Origin of the sequence: Clostridium culturomicium (genome assembly GCF_000821305.1) — a bacterium.
GTDB classification, from domain to species: domain Bacteria; phylum Bacillota; class Clostridia; order Clostridiales; family Clostridiaceae; genus Clostridium_J; species Clostridium_J culturomicium.
Map to the genome: position 1 here is coordinate 145,343 of NZ_CCXK01000012.1, position 20,627 is coordinate 165,969.

The window sequence follows — 20,627 nt, forward strand, 5'->3', positions numbered from 1 at the left end:
TCATATGAATAACCTTAGAAGTGATTATGAGACATATTTTATAGAGTACTATGGAGATATTAAAAATCAGGTGGAGAAGTTAGATTATGCTTTTTTATATGAGGAGTTGCCTATTTATTATGTTGTGCTTATAGAAGAAGGAAGAGTTAAGGACTTTCTTAGAGATATTCCAGGGATAGTTAGTATTCAACAAAACTATATATATGAACTATCGCAAATAGAGGAAAAAGATTATAGACTTGAGGATAAGTGTGTAAATTTAAATTCTCACTATAATGGGAGTGGGGTAACAGTTGGAGTTATAAGTGGGGGGATAGATTATTTAGATAAGGAATTTATTCAGGAAGGTGGGAAGAGCAGAATTAAAGTTATATGGGATCAAACTATAGATTGGGAGAATCAAAAAGATAATTTTTATGGAAGGGTGTATGATAGAAGATATATTGAGGAAGTCATAGAGCTTTATAGGGAGTGTGATACTCCTCACAAAAAATTTGAATATCTTGATAGTGATGGATACGGAACTACTATATGTAAGGCAATTGGAGGTAGCAGATATAATTCCGTGAATCAATGTGACTTTGCTATTGTAAAACTCAAAAGAGCTGAAGTAATAACTGGAAATATGAATTGTATCAAGTTTAGAAATGGAAACTTATATGAAACCTACGATGTGGTAAAAGCATTGCAGTACTTTGCTGAATTAAATAAAGTTAGCAAAGGTCCAATGGTTGTATATTTACCTGTTGAAAGCAATTCAGGTGGGCGAAATGGAAATTCAGTACTAGAAAGATATATTAATTATTTTTCCAATATCAATAATGATTTCTTTGTAATTGTAAATAACGGCAATGAGGGTGATGGTTATAGACACAGTGAAGGAGATATCCGAAATGATACTGTTCTATATGTACCGATAATTGTAGGAAATGAGACAAGGGATGATAAGGACGAAACACGATATGATTTTCAAATAAGCTTATGGACCAATATACACGATAAGCTGGTATTTAAGGTTATGTCTCCTTTAATGGAAGAAACATCAGAATTTGATACTTCAAATTTTTTTGAAGTATTAAACTTTGATTTTAATGGTGGAAATGTAGAGATTATGTCTATGCCTCCAAGCTTAAAATCAAATGAAAGGGAGATTATCATTAAAATAAGGGACGCAGTTCAAGGAACTTGGATAGTTAATCTTGAAGGACGAGAAGTTATTTATGGAGAGTATGATATGTGGCTGCCGAAGAAGGCGCTGACAAATTATAATGTTAACTTTAGACATCCATGTGAGGGAAGGACACTTACAACTCCAGCGACCGCTGTAAAGGCTCTTACAAGCATGTGTTACTCACAGTATGAAGGGGGCATAAGAATTTTATCAGGAAAGCCTTGTGAGGATATGAAGAAAAGGACACAGGAAAGTATGGTGGTTGATAATAGAGGTTTGCTTATTGAGGATGAGCATGGAATTTTAAAAATAGACGGAGTGGCTGTATCAGGCTGTATATTGTGCTGGATGGTAATATTAATTCTTCAGTGGGCTGTTATAGATGGACATAATCCCAATATAGATTTAAAGGGAATTAAACTGCTATTGGCAAGGGTATCAACCCGTCATTTAAACAACTGTTACAGTATTATTGATATAAATAAGTTAAATGATTTATTAGTGGAACTATAATTGGTTTAATACCATAGAATATTGATGAAATAACTTTTTTTAGGAGAGCTTTATGAGCAGTATAGGTCGTTTACAGGTGCAGGTACTGAGGAGTAATTCTGCAGTTCCGATAAGTAACGCTGAAATAACAATATCAAGAACAGTAAGAGGAATGAGAGAGCAGGTAAGCACTCTAACAACAAATAGAGAAGGACAAAGTCCAGTGGTAGACTTAGAAGCACCACCAGTTGAATTGTCATTAAATAAAGATAATAAGATTATGCCTTATGGATTATATGACATATTGATAAGGGTGCCAGGATATGATGACTTAGCTATTAATGGATGTCAGATACTATCAGATGAAACTGCTATACAGGTATGTAATATGCAGCCTGCAACAATAAATAGAGAAACAGGTAAAATTGAAACAAATGTCATTGTAATTAATATTCAGCCAAATAGGCAGTATGGAGATTTCCCTCCAAAAATTCCGGAAGATCCAGATAAACCATTACCACCACCACCAAGCGGATTAGTTGTTTTACCAGAACCAGTAGTTCCAGAGTATATAGTTGTTCATGCTGGGACACCTTCAAATAGTGCAGCACCAAATTATAAGGTTCCATATAGGGATTATATTAAAAATGTTGCCAGCAGTGAAATTTATGCAACCTGGCCAGAAGCAACGATAAGAGCTAATGTGTATTGTATAATTTCTTTTACACTCAATAGAATTTATACAGAGTGGTATAGAGGAAAAGGATATGATTTTGATGTAACTAACTCTACTGCATATGATCAAGCTTTTTCATTTGGAAGAAATATATTTGAAACAATAAGCCGAGTAGTAGATGATATATTTTCTACTTATGTTAAGAGGGCCGGGGCAAAGCAACCACTGTTAACTCAGTATTGTGATGGAAGAAATGTTAGTTGCCCAGGATGGCTAACTCAATGGGGCAGCAAGGATTTAGGAGAACAAGGTTATGTTCCTTATGAAATCCTAACTAATTTCTATGGCAATGATATAGTATTAGAAAGAGCAAAGGTAGTAGAGGGCAGCCCTAAATCTTATCCTGGTTATATATTAAAGGTTGGAAGTAGTGGAGATGCGGTTAGAACTACTCAAGAGTTTTTAAATAGGATATCTCAGGATTATCCACTTATTCCTAAAGTTCCAGTTAATGGACAGTATGATGCTAAAACAGCGGAGCAAGTTAAGACCTTCCAACAGATTTTTGGTTTACCTCAGACTGGCGAGGTTGATTATGCAACTTGGTATAAAATTTCGGCTATATATGTTGGGGTAACAAAGATTGCTGAACTTAGAAGTGCTGAAGTTGAGGAACAAGAATTTGATGTATTTATTCCACCATTCCCTCCATTATGGGGAAGCAAACGTCCGCAGGTAAGATATCCTAGGAATAATTAAAGGTAACTATTTTAGTATTGTGTCATAAAATATAAATGAAGTACTATTTTAAGGAGATTTTTATGGCTGACACGGGGAATTTACAAGTTCAAGTGTATGAAAGAAATACATTTATACCAGTTCCTAATGCGAAGGTTACGATATCTAATACAAATGAAGAGGAAAATACAGGATTACAACCAACAACCTTAATAACTGATATTGAAGGTAGAACAATGGTACTACAGGTAGAAACTCCATCAATAGATAGATCACTTAATAAAGATAACACACTTATTCCATATGCTTTAGTAGACATTAAAATTGTTGCAGAGGGATATACTGATTTACTTATAAAGGGAGTTCAAGTTCTACCGTTTGAAAAGGCAATTCAGGTTGCCAATTTAATTAAATCTCCATTGAACAGAGAAATGGAGCAAAACGTAGAATTAGAAGAAATAATTAATATTCCACCTAATGTTCAATTTGGACAGTATCCACCTAAGATTCCAGAAGATCCTGAAAAACCTCTTCCACCACCACCTAGTGGATTGGTGGTATTACCAGAACCAGTAGTGCCAGAATATATAATTGTTCATGCAGGTTCACCAACAGACAGCAGTGCTCCAAACTATAAGGTTTCATATACTGATTACCTTAAGAATGTAGCCAGCAGTGAAATATATGCAACTTGGCCAAGTAGTACAATAAGGGCTAATGTATATGCTATTAATTCTTTTGCGTTAAATAGGATTTATACTGAATGGTATAGAAGTAAAGGCTATGATTTTGATGTTACTAATTCTACAGCATATGATCAAGCTTTTGTATATGGAAGAAATATCTTTGAAAATATAAGTATTATTGTGGATGAGCTCTTTTCAACTTATGTGAAGAGAGAGGGGGCTAAACAGCCGCTGTTAACTCAATACTGTGATGGAAAATACGTCCAATGCCCAGAATGGATGACACAATGGGGAAGCAAGGATTTAGGAGAGCAGGGATATACTCCATATGAAATATTAACTCATTATTATGGCAATGATATTGTGCTTGATAGAGCACCGAAGGTATCAGGATCACCAAAGTCATATCCTGGTTATATATTAAAAATAGGAAGTAAAGGTGAGCCTGTTAGGACTACCCAAACTTTCCTAAACAGAATTGCAAGAAACTATCCTTTAATTGGAAAGGTAGCAGTGGATGGTGTATATGGACCAGCAACAGCGCAACAAGTTAAGTTATTTCAACAAGTTTTCAACTTACCTCAAACAGGAGAGGTTGATTATGCAACCTGGTATAAGATATCTGCCATTTATACAGGAGTAACAAGGATTGCAGAGTTAAAAGGAGCTGACATTGGGCAAGCGAGACAAAGCATGGATAATGAAGACTATGAATATTTTACACCACCAGTACCATGCGCCGAAATAACTGATGTTCCAAAGGTGAGATATAAAGGTAAATAAGTTTGAAATCCAAGCTAGTAAGTATAATTAGCTTGGATTTTTATTTGAAAATAACTTTTTTGACATTAGAATGACAAATACAAGGAATAAAATATAGTTAATATATTATGAAATATGAAGTTTTAAAGTAAATCTTTTGAGAAATTAGATATAATTAAAGATAGAAATTTAAGATAGAAATAGGCGTATTGGGGTGAACCACAATGAATAATGTAAATATTTTATTGGTTGATGATGAAGAAAATATAAGAAATTTGTTAGGTGCATATTTAAAAAAGGAAGGCTATAATATCTTTCATAGTGAGAATGGAGTGAAGGCATTAGAGGTTTTAAACAGGGAGTCAATTCAACTTATTATATTAGACATAATGATGCCTGTAATGGATGGCTTTGAAACCCTTAAACATATTAGAAATAAATGGGATATACCTGTTATAATGCTTAGTGCAAAAGCAGAGGATGAGGATAAGCTTTTTGCTTTAGGCTTTGGTGCTGACAATTATGAGACTAAACCTTTTAGTCCCAAGGTTCTTGTGGCAAAGATTAAAGCGCTTATAAAGAGAATTTATGTGGAACCACAGGAGAAGGAATCTGGGATAACAATTGAGGATTTATATATTGATGCTGAAGGCCATAGGGTTACAGTAAGCGGAGAGGATATAAACCTTTCTCCAACAGAGTTTTCCTTATTTGTTTATTTTTTAGACAATAAGAATATAGTTTTATCAAGAGAGCAAATTTTAACAAAGATATGGGGCTATGACTTTGAAGGGGATATCAGAGTTGTTGATACTACAATTAAAAGATTAAGAGAAAAACTAAAACATATGAATAAGCTCATTGTTACCGTAAGAGGATTTGGATATAAGGTTGAGGTGTAATAATCTATGCAGCAGATTAAAAAGTATATTATGCATGTTATTGATAGGATTAAGAGAAGCATCACCGCTAAGATGTTTATAATTACAATGGTGGTTTTTATATCATTTTTGATTATTACGCTGACTAGTCAGAGAATGCTATTTGAAAATGCTTACTATAATCAAAAGGAGTCTGACATTAAGAGCAACGTTTTAAAGTTTAAAAACACTTTGACCACGGCTAATGATGAAAGTGAAATTCTTGGAAGTATAGCTAAGTTTGAAAGTCAATATAAAACCTCTGTTGCAGTAATGAACACTCAGACAAATCTGATTGTATATTTTAAAACTAATTCTGAAGTAGTGGATAACAATAATAGGAATATGTTCAACTATATAGTTAGAACCATACAAGGTGATGGAGATTTAATTACGAAGCTGGTTAATAATGAACAGATAACAATTTCCTTTACAGATTCAAAGGGAGATACGAAGTACCTGGCATCAGCAGTAATGGATGGTAGTAATATTATAATGGGATATACTTCTCTGCAGTATGTACAGGAGGCTGTTACTGTAATAGGAACCTTCTATAAATACTTTTTTATAATAGCTATTTTATTAATTGTAGTATTATGCTTTATATACTCAAGGTTCATAACTAAACCTTTAAGGCGAATTAATAAAGTTGCAACCAAAATGAGTGGGATGGATTTTAGTGAAAGGTGCATAGTCAAATCCAAGGATGAACTTGGAAATCTGGGAAACACAATGAATTTTCTAGGGGAAAACTTAAATGATGCATTAACTTCATTAAAAGATGTTAATAGTAAGCTTCAAGAGGACATTGATAAAGAGAGAAAAATTGAAAATATGAGAAAAGAGTTTATCGCAGATGTATCCCATGAGCTTAAAACACCTATAACTTTAATAAAGGGTTATACTGAAGGAATTAAGGATGGTATATTTGTTGAGGAAAGCTTGGAGAGTTCTTTAGAAGTCATATTACAGGAAGCTGATAAGATGGGGAATTTGGTTAAGGATATGTTGGAGTTGTCCTCTTTAGAGAGTGGAAAAATTGAGTTAAATAAAGAAGATTTTGAGTTGGATGAACTTATTAGAAATGTACTTAAAAAGCTTAGCCACAGCATAGATTCAAAGGAAATTCAAGTGGAAACCAAACTCTTAAGTTGTAAGATCGCTGGGGAAGTTTTTAAGTTAGATCAGGTGGTGACCAACTTTTTAACTAATGCTATCAGGCATACACCTGTAGGCGGAAAAATCAATATTGCAATGAATCAGGTGGCAGATGGAGTCAGCGTTGAGTTTGAGAATTCAGGAAGTCCTATTGAGGATAAAGAGTTAAACAAGATCTGGGATAAGTTCTATAAAGTTGATAAGTCTAGAAATAGAAAAGAAGGCGGAACAGGTTTAGGTCTATCTATCGTTAAGAACATTATAGAGCTTCATGGAGGAACCTATGGAGTTATGAACACAGATATAGGGGTCAAGTTTTATTTTACTTTGCCTAAAGGTATAAGTGAAAATAGAGAAATTTAGTAATAAGAAACAATGGTGAAGATATGGAAAATAAAAATAAAGTAAGGCAGGTAACAAAAGTTTGCGATACCTGTGAATTCTGTGGAGTGCCAAGAATAAACTGCATCTGTAATAGGGTTTCAAGGATAAATACAAAGGCTCAAATATGGATATTATCTTCTCAAAAGGAAGTAACAAGACCAACAAATACTGCCAGATTAATAAAGCTTGTTAATGAAGGCTCTACAGAGATATTTATATGGGAAAGAAAGATTCCTCCAGCGAAGCTAATTGAGCTTATTGAAGGTGGAGAATTTGAGTTATACCTGTTGTTTCCAGTAGATGAGGAGAATAAGCATAGGGAAAAGACTTTTGAAAAAACTGATAAGAAAGCAGCCTTTATAATTATTGATGGAACTTGGCAGGAAGCGAAAAAAATATTTAATAGAAGTCCATATTTAAAGTCGTTGCCTCTATTAACTTTAAATATAGAAAAGGAATCACAGTTTAAGCTGAGAAGAGGAATTCCAGAGGGTGGGATCTGCACCATTGAAGCGGCAATGAAGGTGTTGGAAATAAATGATGAACACTCCTCTGCGAAGGCACTAGAAGCAACCTTTGAATTATTTCAAAGAAGCTATAAAGCTGGAGCTAATGGACATAAATGTGAATAGAAAAATCAGCCAAGGGTTAGTATTAAATAATCCTTGGCTGATTTTTTATATACCTTGAAGATTAAAATCTGGTACAAAGGCAGTAGTGTTACTGCCGCTTTCTTGAATAAAGGCATTTTTAAAGCCTAAATCAAGGCAGTGGTCAATTAAAGAATCGTAATGACCAGGATTAAGTGGTTTATTTATTTCAGGATACTCACTTGCCTTAAACATAGGGGTATACTGATTCATCAAACTTAAAAACACGTTATCTCCAAAGGTTTTGAAGATATAATCCACTACTTTCTTAGAATCAAAGAGAAGTCCAGGTAGCATTAAATGACGGATAATTACCCCTTTGGTCATGATTCCATTTTCATCAAACTTGCAGGGACCAACCTGTTCGACCATTTCCTTAATGGCTTCAGAAGCGATGTTAAAGTAATTTGGTGCTTTAGAATACTTAATAGCATACTTATCATTAAAGTACTTTAAATCAGGTATATAGACGTCTATGTAACCTTTTAAGGCTTTTATACTTTCGAGGTTTTCATAGCCGTTTGAGTTATATACGATTGGAATTGAAAGTCCCCTTTCCTTAGCAATATCTAGAGCACAGATAATTTGAGGAATGTAGTGGGTTGGGTTAACCAAATTTATATTGTGGAAGCCCTTTGCCTGCTGCTCTAAAAAGATTTCACTAAGACGCTTAATAGAAACCTCTCTACCGATATCTTCTTGGCTAATATCGTGATTTTGGCAAAATACACAGCGTAGGTTACAGTTTGAAAAGAACACAGTTCCAGAACCCTTCTCACCGGAAATGCATGGTTCCTCCCACATATGTCCGTAAGCCTTAGCCAGCTTTACTGCTGTACCGCTTTTACAAAAGCCTAGGTTTTCAGTATTTCTATTTGAACCGCAATTACGTGCACATACAGTGCAGTGGTTTAATATCTTTAAATCTATCATTTCTTTATCCTCCAAATGAACATGTTAGACATGTATGATGAAAGTGAAAATTATACTGGTTTATTCTTATATATACATTATACATAAGTACAGTATAATCTCTAAGTATAAATAATGATATAATAAAATTAGTGAGTTAAAAGTAATAAATGGGCGGCACTAGACTTGTTTTATTATCATAAAGAATTATTTGGGGGGAGGAGACAAATGAAAATTATAAAGAGGTTTTTGGTATTTATATTACTGGGATTGATTTTTGTAATATTCATAAATCTGCGTAATGGTAAAAAGAATGAAAGTACTGTGGAAAGGATATCAGTTGATCGATATGTCTTAGAAAATCAAAATAATAATATATTATTTATTTCTAACGTAACAATAGAACCAAATATTGATTTACATGATGAAAAGATAATGTCTAAAGTATTTGATGAAATTAAGTATTTTATATCCACGGAAACAACATCACCTTTAGGCTCCATATATATAATGGATGTAGAAAGAGGATTATCACTTTTAGTAGATAAAGAAAGTAAATTAATATATTTTGAAGATGTTAAGGAAGCTTCGAGCAATGATTGTGAGTACTTTATTTCTAGATTAGTGAAGTATATTGATTGGAATGTTTAATAAATATTAAAGGTGTTTTTCGAATTCTGATTTATGGGGGAGAGTAATGAAGTTTTTATTTAAAGATACATCTGTTAAAACAGGTGTAAAATCAATAATTACAATGTTATTAGTTATAGGGTTTATTATTTTATTAGAAGAATGTTTTAAAGTTGGACTTAAGCATTCAGAAATATATATATCATATAGTTTAGAAAAAGTAATATTATTAAATTCTTTATTCATTATTTGGATATTTATAATGTTTAAAACTATAAAGAGTTATGACTTATGTTTTAGTAGATTTTTAAGAGTTTTGACACCTCTTTTACTATGACATATATATAGTCAATACATACAGTGGTGTTAAAAGTAATATTCAAAAGTGGGATGAAGTAATGAGCAATGTAATAAATGGTATAGAAAAAACTTTAAAAATAAGTAGTCTCCTATTTTAAAAATTAGGAAGCTACTTATTTTTTATTTGATATAAAATTATTATTTAAAGTCTTAACAAGGCTTCTTCTTCATTTTTACATAGAAAACTATGCATTGAAGTAAAAAGATGATGCTGATGATACCAAAGCCAGGATACAAGAAGGTTATAAGTTTTTTAAACCCTATCTGTGATATTGGAAGAGCAATTAGTAATAGGCATACAACAGATTTTTTATAAGGAATATTGTATTTTATTTCTAAGGTTTTTCCTACGCTGTAGATGTCTGATACTTCTGTTGAGAACATCTCACACCAAATAATGCAGAGGAGCAGAATTTGAATGAGACGTGTAAATTTACTAGCCACAAAGAGAAGTGGAATTTCATAGTTAAAGATATCAGGACTGTTAGCGATTAGCATTGCATTAATCAAGGCGCCTAAAAAGGTAAGCATTAATGCTCCAATAATTAATCCAGATATTAATATACTTTTACTCTTGATTTCCTTACAGATTGGTACTATTACACCACTACAAGATAACATATTAAATCCAGCATAAAGGAAGCATGCAAATATCCACTGCTTGTCTATAATTAGTTCCTTATAAATAGGTGCAGCCTTCATGCTTTCTATAGACATTGCATCAGGTGCAAAGATTAAATGAAGAGCAAATATAGTGCAAATTATGGTGGTTAAGGTTGGTACGATCATGGAGTTTATTGCTATTAGCCCCTTAGTATCCTTAAGTAAGGTAAACATAGCAATCACAAGCATCAAAAGTGTTCCAACTATTCGTGGAATACCAAAATGTTGGTATAAGAGAGCTCCGCTTCCTGCCATTATGATTGCTGCACCGGAAATTAAAAAGAAGCTGGTCAGATAGTCAGTAATTTTTCCAAAGAAGCCAGGACTAACAAGATTAATGAAATCTGTATAGGAATTTAGATTATGGTGTAGACTTATAGAAACTATAATAGAGCTTATTACTATGTAAAATACTCCACAGATCAAAATGCCGTAGAAGCCAGAGAAACCATAGGTCGAAAAAAACTGGGTTATCTCTTGGCCAGAGGCAAGTCCAGCACCTACAATTGTACCGATAAAAACGGTAGCAGCTTGAAATATTAATTTAATATTCTTCAATTATATCCCCCCATTTAGAATATTAGCTTAAGTAACACTCCAAATCTTTGATTTGGATACACGAACTTACTCTTCGAGCACTCCTTCGAATATATATGATAAGGAGTTTCCATATAGTATATTGACTATCAACATTAAATATGTGGAAAAGAGATAAAATGTGGACAACTTTCCGGTTCTATGTGGGTAATTTTTAAAGTAGCATTTAATAAGTAAAAGAGTTAAACTATAAGCATAAACTTGAGATAAGAAATTGATGAAACGGAGAAGTATTAATGAAAAAAGACTGGAACGGAAAAAGATATAATAATCTTAATGGTTTTTTAAGAGAAAAATTCAATGGTGAAAAGACCTATAAAATATCCTTAGATGGAGGCTTTACTTGCCCTAATAGAGATGGAAAGGTAGCAAGAGGGGGCTGTACCTTCTGCTCTTCAAGCGGTTCAGGTGATTTTGCTGGAGACAGAGTCCTGTCAATAACAAAGCAGTTCCATGATGTTAAGGATATGATGCAGAAGAAGTGGAAGGATGGAAAGTATATTGCATATTTTCAAGCCTACACAAATACTTATGCTCCTGTGGAGGAATTAAGAAAGAAGTATGATGAAGCTCTTAAGGATGAGAATGTTGTAGCTCTTGCTATTGCAACAAGACCTGATTGTATTGGTGAGGATGTATTAAACCTTTTAGATGAATACAATAAGAAACTATATACCTGGGTTGAATTGGGGCTTCAAACTAGCAAGGATGAAACCGCGGTGAGAATAAATAGAGGTTACATGAGAGATACCTTTACTAAAGCAGTTAAGGAGTTAGCTGATAAGGGAATTGACGTGGTTGCCCATGTGATTTTTGGACTTCCAGGAGAAACGAAAGAGGATATGTTAAACACCGTAAGATATGTTTCAAGCCTGCCTATAAAAGGAATAAAGCTACACCTGCTTCATGTAATGGAGAATACTGCAATGGCTAAAGAGCTTGAGCGTGGTGAATTTAAATTACTTGAGATGGATGAATATATCGATATAATAACTGAAGCTATTGCAATGCTTCCACAAGATATTGTTATTCATAGACTTACTGGAGATGCACCAAGGGATTTGCTTATTGGGCCAAAGTGGAGTCTGAAAAAATGGGAAGTTTTAAATGCGATAGATGATGCGTTAAAGGAAAGAGATTTGTATCAAGGGAAGTACTTCAAAGAAGCAGAGAAAAACTAATTTTGACCTTATATTTATATTGATACGTAGATTCTACGGGTGAAGGTGCAAAGTCAGATTATTATTTTTAAAGGTTAATCAAGGGGGAATGGAAAGTGCATATTGATGTGATAATTTCTGCAGATGATATTAAGGAAGAAAAACTAAAGGATAAGGTTGTAGTTATAATTGATGTTTTAAGAGCTACTTCTGTTATGGTTACGGCGCTAAACAATGGGTGTAAGAAGGTTATCCCCGTTAGGGAAGTTGAGGAAGCAATGAACCTTGCAGAGCAGGATAAAGAAAATAATCTTTTAGGTGGCGAAAGAGATGGAATAAAGCTAGAAGGCTTTCATTTTTCAAATTCACCTCTTGATTATACGAAGGAAGCTGTTGAGGGTAAAATTTTAATAATGACTACTACAAATGGAACGAGAGCCATAAAAAACAGTGAAAGTGCTGATATGATTTTAATTGCAGCAATGATAAATGGAAAAGCGGTGGCTGAAAAGTTGGCAGCATTAAAGAAAGATGTGGTATTTGTCAATGCTGGAACCTATGGACAGTTTTCTATGGATGACTTCATTACCTGTGGTTATATTATTAAATGTATGAAGGATATATACGGTGATGACAATAAATCTATGAGCTTATCAGATATAGCAATTACAGCTGAGTATATTTATAAAGCTAATCCTGACATACATAGCTTTGTTAAGGAAGCTTCCCACTATAAGAGAATGGAGCAGTTAAGCTATAACGAGGATTTGAAGTACTGCTTTACAAAGGATACAGTGGATATTGTGCCTGTTTATAAGGCTGGAGAGCTTAAGATAATAAATTAATCAAAAGAAGAACTGCTGTCACTGGTGGTTCTTCTTCTTTTTCGTTTTGAATACTTAAGAAGAATTAGTTCGTACACTGCTGTATATAAAGTAAAGAGAACAATGAAGATTATCTGCGCTAGTTCATTCATGGTAGAAGTAGCAAATAGAATTATTATTGGAAAGCAGAATAGTATTTGAAAAAATCTTAAGAATGATAGCATTTGCATGGAAAGTCACCTCCAGATAATCTATTAATATATTTTTATTGTGTCATTTTTAGAACTCTGCTTCAATAAATTTCGTACAACAAATTCTCTGTGAATTTTGAGTTTGTTATGGGGGATGAAAGTGATTTTTATGGTAATTAGTCATAAAAGACATTGAGGTGGCTATAGATAGATATAGGAATGAAAAGAAAAGTCGTTATAACTATAACTTTGGAGGGTCAATATTGTAAATTGGTCATAAAATAAAGTAGGGGGGATAACTATGGATTTGCTAGTTTATATTACTAAAAATGCATTAGTAGTTATACCGATACTTTTAATAATAGGCGTAATGTTTAAAGATAGTAAAAGATTCAAGGATAAGTATATACCAATTATATTATTGGTTGTGGGAGTACTTTTAACCATTGGTCTTCGAAGAAATATCAGTGCCGATACCATTGTTCAGGGAGTGTTGGTAACAGCGGCTAGTGTATATTTAAATCAAGTAGTGAAACAACTTCGTAAAAACGAATAAATATAAAAGATGCCTATACAGCAAGCTGTATAGGCATTTATTAATTCAAATTTAATTAAGCTACTTGGAAGATATAGAACTTTAAATAGTAAGATTCATCACTATTCCATAGAATTGGATGGTCTGGTGCTTGAGTTCTGAACTCGACTTGTCTTAAAGTAACCTTAGCATCTTTAGCAGCACTTGCTATTGTTTCTCTGAATAAATCAGGATTCATGAAGTGAGAGCATGAACAAGTTATAAAGTAACCGCCTTTTTTAACTAACTTCATTCCTCTAAGGTTTATTTCCTTATAACCTCTTGTGGCACTCTTTATTGTTTCACGAGACTTTGTGAAGGCTGGTGGATCAAGGATTACAACATCATATTTTCTTCCTTCATCAGACCACTCCCTAAGAACGTCAAAGGCATTGTGGCATTCGAATTTAACTGTGTCTTGAAGACCATTTAGCTCAGCGTTACGTCTGCAGAAATCTACAGCATGCTGAGAAATATCAACACCAAGAACAGATTTAGCACCTGCAACTCCAGCATTTAAAGCAAAGGAACCAGTGTGTGTGAAGCAGTCAAGAACGTCTTTTCCATTGCAAAGCTTATGGATAGAAGCTCTGTTATCCTTTTGGTCTAGGAAGAAGCCAGTCTTTTGGCCATTTTCAATATCAACATAGTATTTAACACCATTTTCAGTGATTTGAACCATTGTATCGAAAGGTTCAGTTAAGAAACCTTTAACCTGCTCCATTCCCTCAAGGATCCTAACCTTAGCGTCACTTCTCTCATAAACACCTTTAGCACCATACTCTTCAACTAACAGCTTTACTACGATATCTTTGTATTTGTCGATACCTAAGGCTAGAGATTGGATTACGAAGTAATCTTCGAACTTATCTATAATAAGACCTGGTACAAAGTCAGCTTCTCCAAATAAGAATCTGCAGCTAGAAGTGTCAGTTACAGTTTTTCTGTATTCCCAAGCAGCACGAAGTCTTTTTCTAAAGAATTCTTCATCAATTTCTTCATTTATGTCTCTAGTCATTATTCTTAAAGTGATTTTTGAAGCATCGTTAATGTAGCCTTTTCCAATGAATTCTTCTCTATAGTTATATATTTCTACGATATCACCGTTTTCATATTCACCTTCAAATTCAGCTATTTCAGTTGAGTATATCCAAAGATGGCCGTTTTCGGCATTTTTACCTTTACCTTTAAGTAGATAGAATTTACAAGTCATATTATCCTCCCGTTGAGTCCATCAATCATAATGAATTCTGCATTTTGATAGTCTTATAAAGTTATTTTTATATAAAATATTTGCCTAAATAGTTTAATTGTAAAACTCATGAAATATAAAATGAGAATTATTTAATAAACACAATATAGTATAAATTTATAGAGATGATTTTGCAAACAAATTATTTATACAGATGACTTATTTGTTTGAAGTTTTATTGAAAAAAATGGTATAATTGTAATTGATTTAATAAAAGTGATCATAGTAACCATAGTTCTTTTAGAGAATCAAGATTTTCAAGGGGGAAGATATGAAATATTGTGTTAACTGCCATAGTAGATTTACTTTACTATATAGGATAAAATCACTTTTCAAAAAGAATGGGCAATTAGAGTGTACTAATTGTCATAGGTTTTGCATGGTTAAAAAGAATATAAATTTTATTGTTAATTTTACAATCATATTTATATCAGCGTACTTGGCGTCCATAATAGGAGATTATTGGTTGATAAATTTGTCTATGAGCACATTAGCTACAAGCATCTGTAAGGCTGTAATGGCTATGGTGATATGTTTATTGCTAGGCATACCAACAGCATTATGGATTCCATATGATGTAGTTGATAAGAAGTAGTTTGGAATATTGATATGATAGTCAATAAAAATTAACTTATAAACATAACAACGAGTGAAAGGCTAGTCCTTACATTTGTTATTTCATATGAAGTTTTATAGTGATCTTATAAAGGAGGAATAAATTACGATGTTAAATTTTTTAATAGAAGGTTATATTAAAATTATTCTTCAATGCCTGTCTATTATAATTATTATAAAAATATTTGATAAGTTGATGAAATTAGAAAAAGAAGATGTAGAAATATATCAACTGAATAAGTCCACTGTATTTTCGTTGATTGCAGTATTTACATATATAATATTATCATTTATATATTTAAAATACTTTGAATCTGTTTTCCCACAAAATGGGATATTGAAAAGCATAATTGTGAAGGTGGGTATACTATCTCCAACAATTTTATTTATAATTTTAAATAAAGAAAAATTATCTTCTTTAGGTATATCTAAAAAAAATATTTTAAATTCAATAATAATAGGATTGATTTGTAGTTTGGTATATATGGTTACATACATCATAATTAATAATAGTAATTATTTCTTAGCAATCAGTAGGATAGATTTTAAACTATTTGTTTCATTGTTATATCTATTTGTTTATTGTATGGTTATTGCTATTGTAGAAGAATTTTTATATAGAGGATATCTGCAAACTAGATTGGTTGCTAGTTACGGAAATAAGAGGGGATTATTATTTTCGACTATTATTTTTACATTAATGCATCTTCCACAATGGATGAGTAATAATAATTTTAGTATTAGTATTACAGATATTTTATTACAAGGTTCAGGTATTTTGCCTTTAAGCTTTGTATTTGGATATTTATATATGAAAACTAAAAATTTAACATCGTGTATAATATTACATACATTTTCCAATTGGATAGTATTTGCTCTTAAGCAATTTAGATAAATTATGTACACTAATATGAGGGTGTGTGTTATTTAATTATATCCTACTGAAGAATTCTGGATTATTTATTAATTACCATAGAAAAAAACAAAGGAGTAAAGTATAATAGTCAGTGGACAAAATTTAGAAGTATAAATTAACATTAAGATAGAGAAACACAACACACTGACTATAGGGGAAACACAGATTAGGAGGAGATTGAATGAGCATACTTACAGTTAAAAATATAAGCCACGGATTTGGTGACAGAGCAATATTTGAAGATGTTTCTTTTAGATTATTAAAAGGTGAGCACGTTGGTCTTATAGGTGCTAACGGTGAAGGTAAATCTACCTTCATGAATATTATCACAAGCAAGCTTATGCCAGATGAAGGACAGGTTATTTGGTCAAACAATGTAAGAGTTGGATATATGGATCAGCATGCGAACCTTGAAAAGGGATTATCAATAAGAGAGGTTCTAAGAACAGCTTTCCAATATCTATTTGATTTAGAAACTGAAATGAACACTTTATACGGCAGAATGGGCAAAATGGACGAAACTGAAATGAATAAGGCCCTTGAAAGAACTGCTGTTATTCAAGATATGTTAGATCACAATGGATTCTATGTTATAGATGCAAAAGTTGAAGAAGTGGCAAAGGGGTTAGGACTTTTAGATGTTGGTCTAGAAAGAGATGTAACTGACCTAAGTGGAGGACAAAGAACAAAGGTATTACTTGCTAAGCTTTTACTTGAAACTCCAGACATATTACTTCTAGACGAGCCTACAAACTACTTAGATGAAGCTCATATCGAATGGTTAAAGAGATATCTTCAAGCTTATGAAAATGCTTTTATCTTAATATCACACGATATTCCATTCTTAAACTCTGTAATAAATCTTATTTATCATGTTGAGGACAGACAGTTAAACAGATATGTAGGAGATTACGAAGAGTTTAGAAGAATATATGAAGCTAAGAAAGAGCAGCTTGAAAGAGCTTATGAAAGACAACAACAAGAGATTGCTAGACTTGAGGATTTTGTTGCAAGAAATAAGGCTAACGTTGCAACTTCAAACATGGCAAAATCAAGACAAAAGAAATTAGATAAAATGGATAGAATTGAGCTTTCCAAGGAGAAACCAAAGCCAACCTTCAATTTTAAAACAGCAAGGGCTTCAGGAAAGGTAATCTTCGAAACTAAGGATTTAGTAATCGGATATGACTCTCCATTAACTAAGCCTCTTAACATCTCTATGGAAAGAGGTCAAAAGGTTGCTTTAGTTGGAGCAAATGGTCTTGGAAAGACAACACTTCTTAAGAGCTTAATAGGAGAACTTAAGCCATTAAGTGGAGAAGTAAATTTAGGGGATTATCAAGAAATCGGATACTTTGAACAAGAAGGTATGGCAGGAAATAGAAATACTTGTATTGAAGAGTACTGGAAAGAGTTCCCTAGCTGCACTCAATATGAGGTGCGTGCTGCCCTAGCTAAATGTGGTTTAACAACAAAGCATATTGAGAGCATGGTAATGGTACTTTCAGGAGGAGAAGCTGCAAAGGTAAGACTTGCTAAGCTTATAAATAGAGAGACAAACATATTAATCCTTGACGAGCCTACAAACCACTTAGACGTTGAAGCTAAGGAAGAGCTTAAGAGAGCTTTAAAGGAATATAAAGGAACAATACTTTTAGTTTGTCACGAACCAGAATTCTATAAAGATGTAGTAACAGAAATATGGAACTGCGAAGACTGGACAACTAAAGTTGTCTAGTAGTTCCAGAGAAAGAGTTAGTGTAATAGCTAACTCTTTTTCTTATAGCAATTATTTTTAGTGTAGTAGCATTTATTTTGTAATTTGTAGTCGTATTTAAAATTATATTTTAAAATTGAGTATTAGTTTTAATATGAGAGTGAATTAAAGAAGCAATATTTAGTATTAGATGATTTTATTGAATTTACAAGTTGAATGAGCATAATATTTTATGAAAATGGTGAAATGTTTCAAAGTAAAGGTGATAATACAGAATTAGATTGGGAAATTAAATATTTTGAAATAATGGGATTATCAAATTGAACTAAATATAACAAAATGCTATCATTATGCTATAGAGATTAATTAACAATAATTGTATTATATGTAAAAGGTGGTGTAGATTTATGCAAAAGAAAAGCAAGTATTTTGTAGGAATAATAGTTATATTGATAATATCATTAATATTTATTGTTTATAAGAAAAAAACTGTAGGTTTTGTAGAGGGTGATAATAAAATTAAAATTACTAATTATAACCTAAAAGAACAAGGATTTAATGGGTTAGAAGAACTTTTTAGAGAAAATGTTGAGTTACCTAATATTTTAACAGTTGACACTTTTAGTGGCAATTTATCTACAGATGGGAGTATTGAAGATTTTGATCTTTTACTTCAGGGTTTTAATGATGAAAAACAATACATTCAATCATATAGATTTTCATATAATGCAAAGAAAAAGATATTAAATTATGCAGGTCCGAAATCAAATATAAAAAATACTATACCAATTATTTATAATGAAAATAGTGAATTTTCATATTTAGGGCAAGAGATAAAAAAAATTCCTTTACAAGAACAAATACAACAGTTAGATTTTCCTAGGTATGTTATTGAATATTATTCTAACACAAAATTATCTAAAGGAGAACCTGTTATGAAACAGAATGGTTTAGGTAATTTTTCAGTTCTTACCTTTGATGAATATAGGTCAGGAATTGGCGGAAATAGTGATGGACATACAGCTATAATTTTTACATTACATGATGGTGGGGGTGCAAATGTTACTGAAAATAAAATTTGCTATATTGTAACTCCCAAAAATATAGAAGAGATTTCAGGAAATAAGAATTCTTTTATGAAGAAAGACTATATTATTAATGGCTACAAAATGAAAGTAACTCGTGATTATGGAGAAACTTGGATTGATATTCCAATATCAGAAGAAGATCTAGAAAGTACATTATATTTTTATAAAATGGGTATAGAAATACCATCAGAAAGCTACTATATTTCTGATAATGTAGGTGGAACGATTGCTCTTATTTATGGGGAAGATCCTAAAATATTACTATCAAAGGATGATGGACTAAACTGGGAGACGATAGAATTGGAATTAGAGGAGTTTAAATCAATAACAAGAAGAGTTATAGGATTTACAAGTGAAATGGAAGGATATATGGCATTAGGAACTGATTGGTCTATGGGATCAGGGGAGTCTAAAGTTCTGTATCTAACAAATGATGGAGGAAGCACATGGGATTCTAATAATTTACCATTGAGTGGGAGTAGTAATACATTAACAGGAATACAGTTTTCAGATATTAATAATGCGATACTTTCATTAGAAGATAGGTCAGATGTAAATAAGCCGGTATTATTTGCTACAAAAAATAGAGGCGAAAGCTGGGATGAAATACAACTTCCATGGAATGAGATGCCATCAGAAGTACAGTATTTAACACAAGTTGATTCTCTAGTCTATGAAGATGGAACATATAAATTAACTCTTGGGCAGGGGATTGGGCAAAATAATAAAGTTGTATTTTACAGTGATAATATACTTTCAGGATGGAAGTTTAAGGAGTATTACAAAGATGTTATCCACTATATAGGATAGAAATTATTTAAATGGTATTTTAAGGATAAGGATTTGTATGATAAAACATTAGTGTGACTCTGAAGTATAAAGCTTTAATGGAACCGTTAGTTGATGGTTTTGAAAAAGGAAGTTGGTAATAATATAATAAGAGTAACACATAATTTATCAATGAATAAATTATGTGTGAAAATAGTTGTGAGGAATGGACAACTAAGGTTGTATAGTAAATAATTTCAGGGAGGTAGCCTAATTTAGGATATCTCCTTTTGATTTTTATTACTCCAATAACTTAATAAATTCAACAAGCCTTAAATAGTTTAGAATAATGCTGCCTAAGTAGGCATTTCTTATTACTTCAAATGCTGATAAGTTATTTTCTTCACCTTCATGTAAATTTGCCAGTGTTTTTTCATTGAGTCTTTTGGTGGCAGCTATATATAATAAAAGATATCCAACAACTGTGAATTTTTGTCCAAATACTAGGATATCAAATGATGTTATTCCTGTAGTATTAGTATCTAAAGCCTCTAATATATCAATATCAGCAGCTTCAATAAATGTAACATATCCAAATGAGAGCAAAACAGCTCCCAATTTTTCAATGTTGGCAGCATCTATAGCTGTATTTTTAATAATTTCATCAATTTTACTATTAAAATTATTATATGAATTAGAGTTTTCAGTTTTCATTTTAGAATT

20 protein-coding genes are annotated in these 20,627 nt (G+C 32.3%); 15 read left to right on the forward strand and 5 right to left on the reverse strand.

What is annotated here, in order from left to right; genetic code table 11:
- Positions 1-4: 4 nt before the first annotated feature.
- From BN1075_RS01310 to BN1075_RS01335, 6 genes are all read left to right on the forward strand, one after another.
- Complete coding sequence (locus BN1075_RS01310) at positions 5-1,684, forward strand: S8/S53 family peptidase (protein ID WP_040191213.1); 1,680 nt, start codon at positions 5-7, stop codon at positions 1,682-1,684.
- 52 nt (positions 1,685-1,736) lie between these two features.
- Positions 1,737-3,098, forward strand: coding sequence for a peptidoglycan-binding protein (locus tag BN1075_RS01315; protein WP_040191214.1), 1,362 nt, complete (start codon positions 1,737-1,739; stop codon positions 3,096-3,098).
- Positions 3,099-3,160: 62 nt separating this feature from the next.
- Positions 3,161-4,546: a peptidoglycan-binding domain-containing protein gene (locus BN1075_RS01320; protein WP_040191215.1), complete on the forward strand. Its 1,386-nt coding sequence runs from the start codon at positions 3,161-3,163 to the stop codon at positions 4,544-4,546.
- 203 nt (positions 4,547-4,749) lie between these two features.
- Positions 4,750-5,427, forward strand: coding sequence for a response regulator transcription factor (locus tag BN1075_RS01325; protein ID WP_040191216.1), 678 nt, complete (start codon positions 4,750-4,752; stop codon positions 5,425-5,427).
- A 6-nt stretch (positions 5,428-5,433) separates the two neighbouring features.
- Positions 5,434-6,966 carry a HAMP domain-containing sensor histidine kinase gene (locus tag BN1075_RS01330; protein WP_042386782.1) on the forward strand — a complete coding sequence of 511 codons (1,533 nt, stop codon included), beginning with the start codon at positions 5,434-5,436 and terminating at the stop codon, positions 6,964-6,966.
- 23 nt (positions 6,967-6,989) lie between these two features.
- A complete protein-coding gene (locus tag BN1075_RS01335) occupies positions 6,990-7,619 on the forward strand; it encodes a tRNA-uridine aminocarboxypropyltransferase (RefSeq protein ID WP_040191217.1) in 630 nt (209 codons plus the stop codon).
- A 45-nt stretch (positions 7,620-7,664) separates the two neighbouring features.
- Here the strand turns inward: BN1075_RS01335 and BN1075_RS01340 are convergent, their stop codons facing one another.
- Positions 7,665-8,570, reverse strand: coding sequence for a radical SAM protein (locus BN1075_RS01340; protein WP_040191218.1), 906 nt, complete (start codon positions 8,568-8,570; stop codon positions 7,665-7,667).
- Positions 8,571-8,777: 207 nt separating this feature from the next.
- Between BN1075_RS01340 and BN1075_RS01345 the strand changes: the two genes are divergently transcribed.
- Together BN1075_RS01345 and BN1075_RS01350 are read left to right on the forward strand one after the other, a co-directional pair.
- Positions 8,778-9,200, forward strand: a complete 423-nt coding sequence (locus BN1075_RS01345; protein ID WP_040191219.1) for a hypothetical protein — start codon at positions 8,778-8,780, stop codon at positions 9,198-9,200.
- A 46-nt stretch (positions 9,201-9,246) separates the two neighbouring features.
- The gene (locus tag BN1075_RS01350; RefSeq protein ID WP_040191220.1) at positions 9,247-9,516 is read left to right on the forward strand and encodes a hypothetical protein; all 270 of its coding nucleotides are present in this window, start codon (positions 9,247-9,249) and stop codon (positions 9,514-9,516) included.
- Between the two features lie 173 nt (positions 9,517-9,689).
- Here BN1075_RS01350 and BN1075_RS01355 read toward each other — a convergent pair whose 3' ends face one another.
- Positions 9,690-10,760, reverse strand: coding sequence for a YkvI family membrane protein (locus BN1075_RS01355; RefSeq protein WP_040191221.1), 1,071 nt, complete (start codon positions 10,758-10,760; stop codon positions 9,690-9,692).
- Between the two features lie 275 nt (positions 10,761-11,035).
- Between BN1075_RS01355 and BN1075_RS01360 the strand changes: the two genes are divergently transcribed.
- On the forward strand, positions 11,036-11,980 hold the full coding sequence (locus tag BN1075_RS01360) for a tRNA modification radical SAM protein MnmL/YtqA (protein ID WP_040191222.1): 945 nt from the start codon (positions 11,036-11,038) through the stop codon (positions 11,978-11,980).
- Positions 11,981-12,075: 95 nt separating this feature from the next.
- Positions 12,076-12,804, forward strand: a complete 729-nt coding sequence (locus BN1075_RS01365) for a 2-phosphosulfolactate phosphatase family protein (RefSeq protein ID WP_040191223.1) — start codon at positions 12,076-12,078, stop codon at positions 12,802-12,804.
- On the opposite strand, the gene BN1075_RS01370 is transcribed toward BN1075_RS01365, so the two are convergent.
- Positions 12,801-13,013, reverse strand: a complete 213-nt coding sequence (locus tag BN1075_RS01370; RefSeq protein ID WP_040191224.1) for a hypothetical protein — start codon at positions 13,011-13,013, stop codon at positions 12,801-12,803. The genes BN1075_RS01365 and BN1075_RS01370 overlap by 4 nt on opposite strands.
- A gap of 262 nt (positions 13,014-13,275) precedes the next feature.
- Here BN1075_RS01370 and BN1075_RS01375 point away from each other — a divergent pair, with 262 nt between their 5' ends.
- On the forward strand, positions 13,276-13,530 hold the full coding sequence (locus tag BN1075_RS01375; RefSeq protein WP_040191225.1) for a phage holin family protein: 255 nt from the start codon (positions 13,276-13,278) through the stop codon (positions 13,528-13,530).
- A 55-nt stretch (positions 13,531-13,585) separates the two neighbouring features.
- Here BN1075_RS01375 and BN1075_RS01380 read toward each other — a convergent pair whose 3' ends face one another.
- Positions 13,586-14,761, reverse strand: coding sequence for a class I SAM-dependent rRNA methyltransferase (locus BN1075_RS01380; RefSeq protein ID WP_040191226.1), 1,176 nt, complete (start codon positions 14,759-14,761; stop codon positions 13,586-13,588).
- A 310-nt stretch (positions 14,762-15,071) separates the two neighbouring features.
- Between BN1075_RS01380 and BN1075_RS21345 the strand changes: the two genes are divergently transcribed.
- The 4 genes from BN1075_RS21345 to BN1075_RS01395 all read left to right on the forward strand — a co-directional run bounded on the left by BN1075_RS21345 (position 15,072) and on the right by BN1075_RS01395 (position 19,946).
- Positions 15,072-15,395 (forward strand): hypothetical protein, encoded by a 324-nt coding sequence (locus BN1075_RS21345; protein WP_148315430.1) that lies wholly within the window; start codon positions 15,072-15,074, stop codon positions 15,393-15,395.
- Positions 15,396-15,524: 129 nt separating this feature from the next.
- Positions 15,525-16,310 (forward strand): CPBP family intramembrane glutamic endopeptidase, encoded by a 786-nt coding sequence (locus BN1075_RS01385; protein WP_040191227.1) that lies wholly within the window; start codon positions 15,525-15,527, stop codon positions 16,308-16,310.
- 202 nt (positions 16,311-16,512) lie between these two features.
- Positions 16,513-18,069 carry an ABC-F family ATP-binding cassette domain-containing protein gene (locus BN1075_RS01390; protein WP_040191228.1) on the forward strand — a complete coding sequence of 519 codons (1,557 nt, stop codon included), beginning with the start codon at positions 16,513-16,515 and terminating at the stop codon, positions 18,067-18,069.
- A 386-nt stretch (positions 18,070-18,455) separates the two neighbouring features.
- Positions 18,456-19,946, forward strand: coding sequence for a WD40/YVTN/BNR-like repeat-containing protein (locus BN1075_RS01395; RefSeq protein WP_040191229.1), 1,491 nt, complete (start codon positions 18,456-18,458; stop codon positions 19,944-19,946).
- 258 nt (positions 19,947-20,204) lie between these two features.
- On the opposite strand, the gene BN1075_RS01400 is transcribed toward BN1075_RS01395, so the two are convergent.
- Positions 20,205-20,618 carry a hypothetical protein gene (locus BN1075_RS01400; protein ID WP_040191230.1) on the reverse strand — a complete coding sequence of 138 codons (414 nt, stop codon included), beginning with the start codon at positions 20,616-20,618 and terminating at the stop codon, positions 20,205-20,207.
- Positions 20,619-20,627 lie beyond the last annotated feature (9 nt).

Coding starts and splice junctions, on each gene's coding strand:
- BN1075_RS01375 (WP_040191225.1), top strand. CDS start 13,276: ATGGATTTGCTAGTTTATATTACTAAAAATGCATTAGTAGTTATACCG.
- BN1075_RS01320 (WP_040191215.1), top strand. CDS start 3,161: ATGGCTGACACGGGGAATTTACAAGTTCAAGTGTATGAAAGAAATACA.
- BN1075_RS01315 (WP_040191214.1), top strand. CDS start 1,737: ATGAGCAGTATAGGTCGTTTACAGGTGCAGGTACTGAGGAGTAATTCT.
- BN1075_RS01380 (WP_040191226.1), bottom strand. CDS start 14,761: ATGACTTGTAAATTCTATCTACTTAAAGGTAAAGGTAAAAATGCCGAA.
- BN1075_RS01390 (WP_040191228.1), top strand. CDS start 16,513: ATGAGCATACTTACAGTTAAAAATATAAGCCACGGATTTGGTGACAGA.
- BN1075_RS01370 (WP_040191224.1), bottom strand. CDS start 13,013: ATGCAAATGCTATCATTCTTAAGATTTTTTCAAATACTATTCTGCTTT.
- BN1075_RS01400 (WP_040191230.1), bottom strand. CDS start 20,618: ATGAAAACTGAAAACTCTAATTCATATAATAATTTTAATAGTAAAATT.
- BN1075_RS01395 (WP_040191229.1), top strand. CDS start 18,456: ATGCAAAAGAAAAGCAAGTATTTTGTAGGAATAATAGTTATATTGATA.
- BN1075_RS01310 (WP_040191213.1), top strand. CDS start 5: ATGAATAACCTTAGAAGTGATTATGAGACATATTTTATAGAGTACTAT.
- BN1075_RS01335 (WP_040191217.1), top strand. CDS start 6,990: ATGGAAAATAAAAATAAAGTAAGGCAGGTAACAAAAGTTTGCGATACC.
- BN1075_RS01325 (WP_040191216.1), top strand. CDS start 4,750: ATGAATAATGTAAATATTTTATTGGTTGATGATGAAGAAAATATAAGA.
- BN1075_RS01385 (WP_040191227.1), top strand. CDS start 15,525: ATGTTAAATTTTTTAATAGAAGGTTATATTAAAATTATTCTTCAATGC.
- BN1075_RS01345 (WP_040191219.1), top strand. CDS start 8,778: ATGAAAATTATAAAGAGGTTTTTGGTATTTATATTACTGGGATTGATT.
- BN1075_RS01350 (WP_040191220.1), top strand. CDS start 9,247: ATGAAGTTTTTATTTAAAGATACATCTGTTAAAACAGGTGTAAAATCA.
- BN1075_RS01330 (WP_042386782.1), top strand. CDS start 5,434: ATGCAGCAGATTAAAAAGTATATTATGCATGTTATTGATAGGATTAAG.
- BN1075_RS01340 (WP_040191218.1), bottom strand. CDS start 8,570: ATGATAGATTTAAAGATATTAAACCACTGCACTGTATGTGCACGTAAT.
- BN1075_RS01360 (WP_040191222.1), top strand. CDS start 11,036: ATGAAAAAAGACTGGAACGGAAAAAGATATAATAATCTTAATGGTTTT.
- BN1075_RS21345 (WP_148315430.1), top strand. CDS start 15,072: ATGAAATATTGTGTTAACTGCCATAGTAGATTTACTTTACTATATAGG.